This window comes from Bradyrhizobium vignae (assembly GCF_004114425.1).
GTDB lineage: Bacteria > Pseudomonadota > Alphaproteobacteria > Rhizobiales > Xanthobacteraceae > Bradyrhizobium > Bradyrhizobium vignae.
The window spans coordinates 69,661-81,725 of record NZ_RDQF01000001.1; the positions used below are offsets into that span (position 1 = coordinate 69,661).

The 12,065-nt window shown below is 63.8% G+C and carries 9 protein-coding genes; 6 read left to right on the forward strand and 3 right to left on the reverse strand.

Annotation, left to right across the window (positions count from 1 at the left end):
* Nucleotides 1-221: 221 nt before the first annotated feature.
* A complete protein-coding gene (locus tag EAV90_RS00300) occupies nt 222-1,772 on the forward strand; it encodes an acyl-CoA synthetase (protein WP_164936712.1) in 1,551 nt (516 codons plus the stop codon).
* A 72-nt stretch (nt 1,773-1,844) separates the two neighbouring features.
* Complete coding sequence (locus tag EAV90_RS00305) at nt 1,845-3,068, forward strand: ABC transporter substrate-binding protein (protein WP_129142281.1); 1,224 nt, start codon at nt 1,845-1,847, stop codon at nt 3,066-3,068.
* 182 nt (nt 3,069-3,250) lie between these two features.
* On the opposite strand, the gene EAV90_RS00310 is transcribed toward EAV90_RS00305, so the two are convergent.
* On the reverse strand, nt 3,251-4,012 hold the full coding sequence (locus EAV90_RS00310) for a helix-turn-helix transcriptional regulator (protein WP_164936713.1): 762 nt from the start codon (nt 4,010-4,012) through the stop codon (nt 3,251-3,253).
* A 187-nt stretch (nt 4,013-4,199) separates the two neighbouring features.
* Here EAV90_RS00310 and EAV90_RS00315 point away from each other — a divergent pair, with 187 nt between their 5' ends.
* The 4 genes from EAV90_RS00315 (at nt 4,200) to EAV90_RS00330 (ending at nt 10,533) form a co-directional block, all read left to right on the forward strand.
* Nucleotides 4,200-6,464 (forward strand): marine proteobacterial sortase target protein, encoded by a 2,265-nt coding sequence (locus EAV90_RS00315; RefSeq protein WP_129142283.1) that lies wholly within the window; start codon nt 4,200-4,202, stop codon nt 6,462-6,464.
* Nucleotides 6,465-6,594: 130 nt separating this feature from the next.
* Entirely contained in the window at nt 6,595-7,164 is a 570-nt protein-coding gene (locus EAV90_RS00320; protein ID WP_122406184.1) for a class GN sortase, read from the forward strand.
* A gap of 140 nt (nt 7,165-7,304) precedes the next feature.
* On the forward strand, nt 7,305-9,521 hold the full coding sequence (locus EAV90_RS00325) for an acetate--CoA ligase family protein (protein ID WP_129142284.1): 2,217 nt from the start codon (nt 7,305-7,307) through the stop codon (nt 9,519-9,521).
* Nucleotides 9,522-9,702: 181 nt separating this feature from the next.
* Nucleotides 9,703-10,533, forward strand: coding sequence for an MlaD family protein (locus tag EAV90_RS00330; RefSeq protein WP_129142285.1), 831 nt, complete (start codon nt 9,703-9,705; stop codon nt 10,531-10,533).
* Between the two features lie 66 nt (nt 10,534-10,599).
* Here the strand turns inward: EAV90_RS00330 and EAV90_RS00335 are convergent, their stop codons facing one another.
* Together EAV90_RS00335 and EAV90_RS00340 are read right to left on the reverse strand one after the other, a co-directional pair.
* Nucleotides 10,600-11,640 (reverse strand): aliphatic amidase, encoded by a 1,041-nt coding sequence (locus EAV90_RS00335; RefSeq protein WP_122406187.1) that lies wholly within the window; start codon nt 11,638-11,640, stop codon nt 10,600-10,602.
* 39 nt (nt 11,641-11,679) lie between these two features.
* Complete coding sequence (locus tag EAV90_RS00340; RefSeq protein WP_122406188.1) at nt 11,680-12,057, reverse strand: FmdB family zinc ribbon protein; 378 nt, start codon at nt 12,055-12,057, stop codon at nt 11,680-11,682.
* Nucleotides 12,058-12,065: the final 8 nt, after the last annotated feature.

Here is a 12,065-nt window from a genome sequence, read left to right on the forward strand (position 1 = left end):
ACCTTGGCAGCTCACTTGCGCGGAGTGGCTGACTGGAGCCGGCGCTCCGGGCAAGGCAGCAACCTAGCCACTCAACGCAAGACGATTTTCGCCGCTCGCAGGCCAACTCTGGCGCAAAAAAGTTGCTGCACAGACTCCGGCTGGCCCCCAGGGCCACGCCGGGCATGGTGCATGGGCAACAAAGAAAAGAGGGCGCACAAGACCGCGCGAGGGAGGAATTCTTGGCCATTCGTTACTACGACTGGATCGCCCATCATGGACGCCGCGCGCCGAACAAGGTCGCGCTCATCGATCTCGCGAGCGAGCGACGCTTTACCTATTCGCAGCTGGATGCCCGTGTCTCGTGCCTCGCCTCGTTCCTGCGCCACACGCTCAACGTCTCGCGCGGCGATCGCGTCGCAGTGCTGGCGTTAAACACGACCGATACGCTGGAGGTGCAGTTCGCTTGTGGCCGGTTGGGTGCCATCTTCGTGCCGCTGAACACCCGCCTCACCGTTCCCGAGCTTCAGTTCATCACCGGCGATTGCGCGCCGAAGGTGATGATCCACGATATTGATCTGGCCGAGACCGCGCAGAGCGTGGCGAAGCTTTGCGGGGTTACGACGAACCTGCTGCTTGGTCCGGGCGGCACCTATGAGGCCGGCGTCGCCGCCGCAAAGCCGCTGGGCAGCGCCGAGGAGGTCACGCTCGATGATATCTCGACCATCATGTACACCTCGGGCACGACCGGACATCCGAAGGGCGCGACCATCACCCATGGCATGACGTTCTGGAACTGCGTCAATCTCGGCGGCCCCGCCTGCATCGGTCCGTCCTCGGTGCTGCTCACCGTGCTGCCGTTGTTCCACACCGGCGGCCTGAATTGCTACACCAATCCGGTGCTGCACGCAGGCGGGACCGTGATGATCATGCGCGCATTCGATCCCGGCACGGCGCTCGGCCTGATCAACGACCCCGCGCAGGGCATCAACGTGTTCTTTGGCGTGCCTGCGATCTATCAGTTCATGGCGCAGCATCCGGCCTTCGCGACCACCGATCTCAGCCGGCTGATCGTCGGCGGTGTCGGCGGCGCACCGATGCCGGTGCCGTTGTTGAAAGTCTGGGAGGCACGCGGCGTCGCGCTGCAGCAGGGCTATGGCATGACCGAGACCTCGCCGGCCGTGCTGGTGCTCGACCGAGAGGATGCGGCGCGCAAGGCCGGATCCGCCGGCAAGCCGGTACTGCACACCGAGGTGCGCGTCGTCCGCCCCGATGGCAGCGACGCCGATGTCGGCGAGCTTGGCGAGCTCTGGGTCCGGGGGCCGAACATCACGCCGGGCTACTGGAACAGGCCGGAGGCGAACAAGACATCCTTCACCGATGGCTGGCTGCATACGGGCGATGCCACGCGCGTCGATGATGAGGGTTTTTACTACATCGTCGACCGCTGGAAGGACATGTACATCTCGGGCGGCGAGAACGTCTATCCGGCTGAGGTCGAGAACGTCCTGCACCAGCTCACCGCGATCGCGGAAGCCGCCGTGATCGGCATTCCCGACGTGCAATGGGGCGAGGTGGGGCTTGCCATCGTCGCGCTCAAGCCCGGCCAGAAGCTGACCGAGGCCGACGTCTTTGCGCATTGTGCGGCCAATCTGGCGCGCTTCAAATGCCCGCGCCAGATCCGCTTCGTCGATGCGCTGCCGCGCAACGCCACCGGCAAGATCCACAAGCCGACCTTGCGCAAGCAGTTCTCGGTGACTTCCGAAGTCGACAAGAAAGTCGCCAACGCCTGAAAGAAGCGCCCCTCACGAGCGCTTTTCTTTTTTGAAGTGCCTGCCCCACCCCACAAAAGCAAAGGTATTTCCATGAAGAACAAGAAAATCGCCTTACTCGCCGCGGCGACGGCCCTGACCTTGCTCTCGGTTCAGAGCGCCTCTGCGCAGAAGAAGTACGACACCGGTGCCAGCGACACCGAGATCAAGATCGGCAATGTCGAGGCCTATTCGGGCCCTGCTTCCGCCTACGGCGTCATCGGCAAGACCGAGGAAGCTTATTTCAAGATGATCAACGACCAGGGCGGCATCAACGGCCGCAAGATCAACTGGATCTCCTACGATGACGGCTATTCGCCGCCCAAGACCGTGGAGCAGGTCCGCAAGCTGATCGAGAGTGACGAGGTGTTCCTGGTGTTCAACGCGCTGGGCACGCCGACCCAGACCGCCGTGCAGAAATATCAGAATGCCAAGAAGGTGCCGCAGCTCTTCCTCGCCACCGGCGCCAGCAAATGGAACGACCCGAAGAACTTTCCCTGGACCATGGGCTTCCAGCCGAGCTATCGGGTCGAGGCGCGGATCTTCGCCAAATATATCCTGCAGGCGAAGCCGGATGCCAAAGTCGCCATCTTCTATGCCAACGACGATTTCGGCAAGGACTACGTCGCCGGCATCAAGGAGATCTTTGGCGAGAAGGCATCTTCGCTGATCGTGGCGGAGGAGAGCTATGAGACCACCGAGCCCTCGATCGATTCCCACATCGTCAAGCTGAAGGGCACCGGCGCCAACGTGTTCGTCAACATCTCGACGCCGAAATTCGCGGCACAGGCGATCAAGAAGATCGCCGAGCTCGAATGGAAGCCGATGCACGTGATGATCGACGTGTCGATCTCGATCGGCGCGGTGATGAAACCCGCGGGGCTCGACGCGTCGGAAGGCGTGCTGTCGGCGACCTATCTGAAGGACGCATCAGACCCGCAATGGAAGGATGATGAAGGCATGAAGAAATTCCTCGCCTTCATCGACAAGTACATGCCGGGCGCCAACGTCTCCGACACCAATCTCGTCTACGGCTATGCCGCTGCTCAGACCCTGGTGCAGACGTTGAAGCAGTGCGGGGACAATCTGACGCGGGAGAACGTGATGAAGCAGGCCGCAAGCCTGAAGGACTTTACGCCCGATACGCTCATCCCGGGCATCAAGATCAATACCAGCGCCAACGACTTCGCGCCGATCGAGCAGCTCAAGATGATCCGGTTCAAGGCTGGTCAATGGGAGCTATTCGGCGACATCATCAGCGCCGAAATCGGAGGCTAAAGCATGATCCGGAAAAGTGCGAAGCGGTTTTCCGGAAAGATCATGCGTAAACAACAAGCTCAAGCGCGATGACGATTCATCCAAATCTCATCCCGCTTTAGTCCGGACCGGTTGAATACGCCCCCTGCCAGATTGCGGCCGAAAAGGCCGCTATCTTTTCAAGTGAGCGAGGTCGAGCAAGGTTATGCCGGCAGGAACAGCGCGAACGGCTCATCCACCGTGCGGCGCAGGTGCTTTCGGTACAGCTCATAGTTGGCATCGCCGGACGCGACCCGCCCGAGGGACGGCTTCGCAACGCTCCTGATCGGTACATAGGCGATGGGTGCAGCGATCGGCGTCAACTGCGAGCCGGGGCCGGCGCGGAGCGTCGAGATGATGCCGTACATCTCGCCGGAAACCGTCGGGCGCGACACCGTGATCACGCGATGCTGGCCGTGCTTGATGATGACGAGGTAGATGAAGCCGGACTGATGGGGCACGGCGACCTCGCCGGTGTGCTCATAGGCGGCATCGGTCCGATCGCCCTCGCGGAAGACCAGCGACGAGACCTTCGGCTCCCAGACGATCTCGGTGCGATAGGCGAAGATCGCATCCTTGTCGCCGAATGAGGGCCGCAGGGTGACGTAGACGTCCTCGAGCCAGGTGACGGCGCGATGCGCATAGGAGCCGAGGCTGTCGGGCGCGACATCGTTTTCGGCGGGAGGCGTCACGACGACGGCGTTCTTGCGCAAGGACACGCCCAGCGCTTGCTCCAGACGGACCGTCGTTGCCAGCGTGAACGGCCGGCGGCCGCCTAAAACTTTCTCCAGCGTCGACAGACTAAGCTTGGCCTGCTCCGCCAGCGCCTGCCGGGAGATCCGGCGTCTGGCCAGCTCCTCGCGAATGGTTTCCGCGATCTCGCGGCTCTGCTCGTCTGAAAGCTGCTTGTCGGCCTGCGTCTGCATCGTCAACCCTGCCCTGAGAGTCCCATCCTAGCAGGGCGGACAAACCAGCACAAAACCGCACATGGCCGCCCCGGCGGAAGCAAGTCCGGGCCGGCCGCGGCGGAACATTGCCGATCATTCTGCTCGCGAAAAGGTGCCCTGCCGGCGGATGTTGAGAACCAGCAAACACGCTTCGGGAGCAAGCCAAATGGACACCTACGACACGGCGGAGAGCGACGAACACCCCCTGTTGAGCCGGCTCATCAAGGTCGGACTGTTCCTTCTCGCACAGAGCATCGCAGTGATGCTGGTCGCCGTCCTGGCGCTGCTGGTGAGCTTCGGGACGAGCTGGTCGGCAACGACCGAACAGGCCGGCCTGCTCCAGCCCGGCGACGCCAGATCCGGCAGCCTGCTGCTGAAGGAAGACGGCGCCTATGCCGAGGCGATCCGCCTTGGCACGGACATCGATATCACGGTATCGGGCCCGACGCTGCGCGCGCGCGTCACCCAGGTGTTTCGCAACCCGACCAAGGATTGGGTCGAAGCCACCTACGTCTATCCGCTCGCGACCGATGGCGCCGTCGACACGCTGAAGATGGTGGTCGGCGACCGCGTCATCGTCGGCGACATCAAGGAGCGGCAGCAGGCGCGCGTGATCTACGAGGAGGCGCGCCGCGCCGGCCGGAAGGCCGCGCTGACCGAGCAGGAGCGGCCCAACATCTTCACCAACTCGGTCGCCAATATCGGCCCCGGCGAGACCGTGCTGGTGCAGATCGAATATCAGGAGCCGGTGCATCAATCCGGCAATGAGTATTCGCTGCGCCTGCCGCTGTTGGTCGCTCCGCGCTACAATCCGGCGCCGATCGTGCAGAGCGTCGACTTCCGCAAGGACGGCTCGGGCTGGGGCGCGACGACATCGGATCCCGTGCCGGATCGCGACCGCATCTCGCCGCCGGTGCTGGATCCTGCCAGGAACGCGCCGGTCAACCCGACCAGCATCACGGTGCGCCTGAACGCCGGCTTTGCGCTCGGCGAGGTCAAGAGCCACCATCATAACGTTAAGATCGAGAGCCCGGACAACACGACGCGCATCGTCACGCTTGCTGATGGCGCTGTCCCCGCCGACCGCGATTTCGAGCTGATCTGGAAGCCGGCCGCGAACAAGGCACCGTCGGTCGGCCTGTTCCGGGAGCGTGTCGGCGATGCCGATTACGTGCTCGCCTTCGTCACCCCGCCGAGCGCCGAGCAGGCGACGCAGAAGCCGCTGCCGCGCGAGGTCGTGTTCGTGATCGACAATTCCGGTTCGATGGGTGGCACCTCCATCGTCCAGGCGAAGGCGAGCCTGCTCTATGCGCTCCGCCGCCTGCAGCCGAATGATCGGTTCAACGTGATCCGCTTCGACGACACCATGGACGTGCTGTTTCCGGCCTCCGTGCCGGCGGATGCCACCCATGTCGGCGAGGCGACCTCGTTCGTCGGCGCGTTGCAGGCGCGCGGCGGCACCGAGATGGTGCCGGCGATGCGCGCGGCGCTGACCGACGAGCTCGGCGATACCAGTATGGTTCGCCAGGTCGTGTTCCTGACCGACGGCGCGATCGGCAACGAACAGCAACTATTCGATGCGATCACGACGATGCGCGGTCGCTCGCGCGTGTTCATGGTCGGCATCGGGTCGGCGCCCAACACCTATCTGATGACCCGTGCCGCCGAGCTCGGCCGCGGTGCCTTCACCCATATCGGCTCCGTCGAGCAGGTGGAGGAGCGCATGCGCGGCCTCTTCGCCAAGCTGGAAAATCCGGCGGTGACCGGTCTCAGCGCAAAATTCTCCGACACCAAAGCCGACGTCACCCCGGCGATCATTCCGGACGTCTATCGCGACGAGCCCTTGGTGCTGGCGGCCAGGCTCGACAAGCTCGCGGGCTCGCTCGAGATCAAGGGCCGCGTCGGCGACCGTCCGTGGTCGGTGACGCTGCCGCTGCAAAACGCCGCCGAGGGCAAGGGCCTGTCAAAGCTCTGGGCCAAGCGCAAGATCAGCGATGCCGAAGTGGCGCGCACCTTGCGCGAGATGACGCCAGAGGAAGCCGACAAGGCGATCCTGGCGCTGGCGCTCGATCATCAGATCGTCACGCGACTGACCAGCCTCGTCGCGGTCGACGAGACACCGAGCCGTCCTGAGGGCGAACCGCTCAAGCTCAGCGACCTGCCGATCAATCTTCCGGCCGGCTGGGACTTCGAGAAAGTGTTCGGCGAACGGCCGCATCCGACGCCGACGCAGCTGCGCGAACGTCATGCCGATGCGCGCGATCAGCCGGCGGCACGACGGCCGACACCCGCCGCACCCGATGCGATCCGCCTGCCCAAGACTGCAACCTCGGCCGAGCTGAAGATGATTGCAGGCCTGATCCTGATCGTGCTCGCCCTGACCCTGTTCGTGTTCAAGCGGCGTCGGTCCTTGCTCACCGACGCCGCTTGAGAGAGGAGCATCCCCGAACTCCTCTGTTAGCGCGCGCGGCTGCCCGTCCCGTACAACGGCCGCGCGCGCCCTTTTTTGATCGTCATTGCGAGGAGCGAAGCGACGAAGCAATGACGGGAGACGAAACACAATGCCCCGCCTCATCTCTCCCCTGCTATTGGCGCTGATCGGCCTCATCCTGTTCGGCGACGGCGCCTATATCCATGCCAAGGCGTGGTTGGCGCAGGTGTTGCTGGAGCAGGCATTCGACAGGAGCATTGCGACGGGCCAGGCGGTGAAGCCATGGTCGTGGGCCGACACCTGGCCGGTGGCGCGCATCGAGGTCAAGCGGATCGGCGCCAGCGCCATCGTGCTGGAAGGCGCGAGCGGACAGGCGCTTGCTTTCGGGCCTGGCCATGTCCAGCACACGGCTGATGCTGGCGAACGCGGAACTGCTGTCTATGCCGCGCATCGCGACACTCATTTCCGCTTCCTGCGGAATGTTGCCATGGGTGACGTCATCGATGTCACGCGCAGCGACGGTCGACATTTTCGCTATCGCGCGGATTCGTCGGCCGTGGTCCGCTTCGATGCATCCGGTATCGACGCCGCGGCACAAGGTTTCGGGCTTGTCCTCGCGACCTGCTGGCCGTTCGACGCCGTGACCTCTGGTCCCGAACGCTACGTCCTGCATGCGACATTGATTGGAGCCGACAGATAGATCGCCGATCGGACTGACACACACCGATGCGCACTTCATTCCACCACACGGCATACCAGCCACACGGTTGCCACTCCGAAGGACTCGCCATAGAACAGAGTGACGCGCCACCAAAGAACAACAACAGGTGAGGTCACGCCATGGAAGCCCGTGTGTCTGCTGCATCCGCGTCCCGCGTATGGTCTCCGCCGCCAGATGCCAGCGACATCGTCAAGGGAATCCACGCCATGCTGCACCCGCACAACATCGTGTTGGTGGGCGCGACCGATAAGCCCGGCAATTATGCCGAGCGCATCTGGAACAATCTGGTCAAATACGGCTTCGAGGGCGGGCTCTATCCGGTCAACGCCAAACGCGAGATCATCTGGGGCGTTACCTGCTACAAGGATTTCGCGAGCCTTCCGGAAAAGCCCGACCACGTCCTGGTGCTGGTGCCGGCGCGCTTCGCCGTGCAGGTGATCCGCGATGCCGCCGCGGCGGGCGCGCGCTCGGCCACCATCGTCACCTCAGGCTTCAGCGAGCTGCAGGATGACGAAAGCCAGAGGCTCGCCGCCGAATTGCAGGCCGCGATCCGCGAGACGGGCCTCGCCGTCACCGGCCCGAACTGCCTCGGCAACTTGAGCGCCGGCGAGAAGCTCTTCACCAATATCGACGATCGCATCGTCACCATGGAGCAAGGCGCGGTGGCGATCGCAGGCCAATCCGGCGCCATCGTCATGGCGATCCGCCAGGCGCTGGAGGATCGCGGCGTCGGGGTCGGCTACATGGTGACGACAGGCAACGAGGCCGGACTCGAGACGCCCGACCTCATGCGCTATTTCGCCGAGGATCCGAGCATCAGGGTGATCGTGGTCTACCTCGAAGGCGTGCGCAACACCAAGGCGTTCCGCGATGCCTGCAAGGCGGCGCGCGCCGCCAGCAAGCCCGTGATCGCGCTCAAGCTCGGGGCATCAGAGGGTGGCCGCGCCGCGGCGATGGCGCATACCGGCGCGCTGGCGGGCTCGATCGAGACGTTCGACGCGATCGCCACACGCGAAGGCGTGATCAGGGTTGGGGGCCTCGACGAGCTGATCGAGACCACCGAATGTTTCGTTCATTCTGCCGTGCCGAAAGGTGACCGGCTCGCGGCCGTGACGCTGTCCGGCGGCAAACGCGGCATGCTGATCGACGCCTTCTACAAGGAAGGCCTGAACTTCGCGCCGCTAAGCCCGCATGTCAGCTCGGAGCTGGCAAAAATGCTCGGGCCGGGCTCGATCGTCGGCAATCCGCTCGACGCCGGCTTTGCCGCCGTCGTCGATCCCTCCGTCTACATGAAATCGATCAAGCTGATGATCGACGATCCCGATATCGACATCGTCATCATCGATGCCGAGCTGCCGAAGGTGCCGCACGAGCTGCGCGAGCGGAATTTGCGCATCGTCAACGAGATGGCGAGCCGGGCCGCAAAGCCCGTGATCTATGTCAGTGCGATGTCGATCGGCTTCACCGAATTCACCAAGAGCCTGCGCAAATCCCTGCCCCATCTTGCGGTCATGCAGGGCATGGACCGCGCGGTGACCGCGATCAAGTCGCTGCTCGATTACGCGAAGCTGCGCAAGGAGGTGCCCGACATCGTCTCCAGCTCTAAACCCGCCGCGCGTGCCGTGCTGGAGAAGGCATTGAGATCGGCGACTGGCGCCGCACTCGACGAGGTCGCCTCGAAGAAGCTGCTGAAGGCCTATGGCATCCCGATCTCGAAGGAGGCGATCGCACAGACCGCGGCGGAAGCCGCGACGATTGCCACGCAGATCGGATTTCCGGTCGTGGCAAAGGTCGTCAGCGCAGAGATCCTGCACAAGTCCGACATCGGCGGTGTGGTGCTGGATCTCAACAGCGCGGCCGAGGTGAAGAAGGCGTTCGCCGACATCACCGCACGGGTCAAGAAGCTGAAGGGCAAGCCGAAACTCGATGGCATCCTGATCGCACAGCAGGTCAAGGCCGAGCTCGAGCTCGTGGTCGGCGCTTCGCTCGATGCCGAGATGGGGCCGGTGGTGCTGTTCGGCACCGGTGGCATCGACATCGAGCTGATGAAGGACGTCGCGCTCGCCGGCGCGCCGCTGGATGAGGCCGAGGCGCGGCTGCTGATCGGCCGCACCAAGGCCGGGATCAAGATGCGCGGCTATCGCGGCAGGCCGGCTTTGCATGAGGCGTCGGCGGTGAAGGCGCTGGTCGGGCTGTCCAATTTGATCGCGGATGCCGGCGACCGGATCGCCTCGGTCGACATCAACCCGTTCCTGATCAACACCAGGACGGGCGTCGCGGTCGATGCGCTGATCGTGCTCAACAACGCCGCGGCAAGACGCGCGGCCGGGCATTGAAGGGGGCGGTCGGGTTAGCGGCAGCGTGATCGGCCAATCAGGTCCATCCACACACGCGGCGTTAGCGGATCACGATTTCGGCTTCGCTCCTCGCGCTTCGGCGGACAAGTCGTTAACCCGCCCGATGTACCATTGCGGGCTCCTTCCAACTTCCCCGGTTTGGCCGTAGAATCGCTCCTGCATGGCACGCGTGAGCAATCTTGTGATCGGAACGGCGACGCTGGCGGCGATCGCCGTGGCGTTCGGCGGCCTGCTCGGCGTGCAGAAATGGCGCACGATCCAGAGCCGCAGCCAGTTGCGCGTGGTGTTCGAAGGCGGCTCCGCCAGCGGACTGCGCCGCGGTGGGCCGGTCAATTTCGACGGCGTGCCCGCCGGCCAGATCCTGTCGATCAAGCTGGATAATCCCCGCAGGATCGTGGCGCTCGTCGCGCTCGACAACACCGCGCCGATCCGCAAGGACACCGTGGCAGGCATCGAGTTCCAGGGCCTCACCGGCATTGCTGCCATCTCACTGATCGGCGGCGCCCCCTCTGCGCCGCCGGTGCCGCTCGACGCAGACGGCATCCCCGTGCTGACCGCCGATCTCAGCGATGCCGAATCCATCGTCGAAACCCTGCACAGCGTCGACCGTGCCATCGTGAACAACGCCCCCGCGATCAAGGAGGGCCTGCGTACGTTCGAGACCACCACCGCCGATCTCAGGAGCAAGGGTGCTCAGATCGATTCGGTCATGGCCAAGGTCGACAGCGCCTTTGCGGGATTCGACAAGGCGGTCGCAAGGATCGAGGGCGTGGTGCCGGGCTTCGTCGACGGCAAGGCCGACGAGCTGTTCGAGAGAATCAAGGAGCTGCACGAGCTTGCCGGCACCATGAAGAAGAAGTCGGCGACCTACCTCGAAGACATCCGCCGCTCGCTGCTCGACGTCAGCGAGGCTGCCAACAAGATGAGCGGCGTGCCGGCAGCTACTACGGCCCCGCGCCCACCGCGCAGACCCACGGAGCAGAAGCGGTAATCTCCGACACGTGGTGCACGAGTTCCTTGCCGGCGTCACGAGCGGGTGACGTGCACCAGCACTGACTCAGTAATTGCTCGGGGACGCTCCATTCGGGATGCCTTCGATCGGGCACTCGTCCGTCCCCGGCGTCGAGCGGGTCATCGCCTCGACCATGTCCCGCGTGCCTTCGGGATCCCTAATCCAATTCTTGTAGAAGTCATACGGGCACGCCGCGACACCGCGCGGGCTGTCGCCGGAATTGATCATGCCGGTGTAGCCGCGGTGGACCAGCTTGTAGAGATGGTTTTGCGACTGGCCGTTGCGGCGCGCGTCGCGGATCAGATGTTTCGACAGCTGGGCGTACTGGATGCCATAATCCTCCTCGCCGCACTCGCCGAGCGTACGACCGTCGAAGCCGATGATCGCGGAGTGGCCGAAATAGGAATAGACGCCGTCGAAGCCGGCAGCATTGGCGACCGCGACATAGACGTTGTTGGCCCACGCCATCGCCTTCGAGATCATGACCTGCTGCTCCTTGGCCGGATACATATAGCCCTGGCAGCGCACGATCAGCTCGGCGCCCTTCATGGCGCAGTCGCGCCAGATCTCCGGATAATTGCCATCGTCGCAGATGATCAGGCTGACCTTGAGGCCTTTCGGACCCTCGGAGACATAGGTGCAATTGCCGGGATACCAGCCTTCGATCGGCACCCAGGGCATGATCTTGCGGTACTTCTGCACGATCTCGCCCTTGTCGTTCATCAGGATCAGGGTGTTGTAGGGCGCCTTGTGCGGATGCTCCTCGTGGCGCTCGCCGGTGAGCGAGAATACGCCCCACACCTTGGCCTTGCGGCAGGCCTCGGCGAAGATCGCGGTTTCCTCGCCCGGCACCACGGACGCGGTCTCGTACATCTCCTTGGAGTCGTACATGATCCCTTGCGTGGAATATTCCGGAAAGATCACGAGATCCATGCCGGGCAGGCCGGCCTTCATGCCGACGATCATGTCGGCGATCTTGTGGGCGTTATCGAGCACCTCGGCCTTGGTGTGCAGGCGCGGCATCTTGTAGTTGACCACCGCGACACCGACCGTGTCGTTGCTGCTGGAAATGTCGCCGTGAAGCATGTTCAGCGCTCCTGTCTTTTATTGGCGTGAGGCGTGGGGTTAGTGGCTGATCATCCAGGGCCGCGCGGTCGGAAAGCCCTTGGCGCCGCTCCTGGTCTTGGTCATCAGCCGCGCCGGCTTTTTCCTGTCCGTCGAGCTCTTGTCCTTCACCGTCTTGCCCGACGAGCAGCAGCCGCAGCCGGGTCCGTGCGAGGCCTTGTATTGCGCCAGCGTCTGCGGTGCGTGCGTGCTGCGCTCGTTGACGGCATGCGCCTTGCGCTTCTCCGCGGGCATGCAGAAGAAGTTCGGCGCCGTCAGGATCACCCGCGGGGCCATGCTCTCGCAATGCGGGCAACTTTGCGGATCATCGCATTCCGCCATCGGGCGGAGGTCCTTGAAAGGTCCGCAGTCGTCGCAGAGATATTCATAGACGGGCATCGCATCAT

Bases quoted from the DNA above. Each gene is read 5' to 3' on its own strand.
- EAV90_RS00305 (WP_129142281.1), top strand. From the start codon at position 1,845: ATGAAGAACAAGAAAATCGCCTTACTCGCCGCGGCGACGGCCCTGACC.
- EAV90_RS00310 (WP_164936713.1), bottom strand. From the start codon at position 4,012: ATGCAGACGCAGGCCGACAAGCAGCTTTCAGACGAGCAGAGCCGCGAG.
- EAV90_RS00315 (WP_129142283.1), top strand. From the start codon at position 4,200: ATGGACACCTACGACACGGCGGAGAGCGACGAACACCCCCTGTTGAGC.
- EAV90_RS00320 (WP_122406184.1), top strand. From the start codon at position 6,595: ATGCCCCGCCTCATCTCTCCCCTGCTATTGGCGCTGATCGGCCTCATC.
- EAV90_RS00325 (WP_129142284.1), top strand. From the start codon at position 7,305: ATGGAAGCCCGTGTGTCTGCTGCATCCGCGTCCCGCGTATGGTCTCCG.
- EAV90_RS00330 (WP_129142285.1), top strand. From the start codon at position 9,703: ATGGCACGCGTGAGCAATCTTGTGATCGGAACGGCGACGCTGGCGGCG.
- EAV90_RS00335 (WP_122406187.1), bottom strand. From the start codon at position 11,640: ATGCTTCACGGCGACATTTCCAGCAGCAACGACACGGTCGGTGTCGCG.
- EAV90_RS00340 (WP_122406188.1), bottom strand. From the start codon at position 12,057: ATGCCCGTCTATGAATATCTCTGCGACGACTGCGGACCTTTCAAGGAC.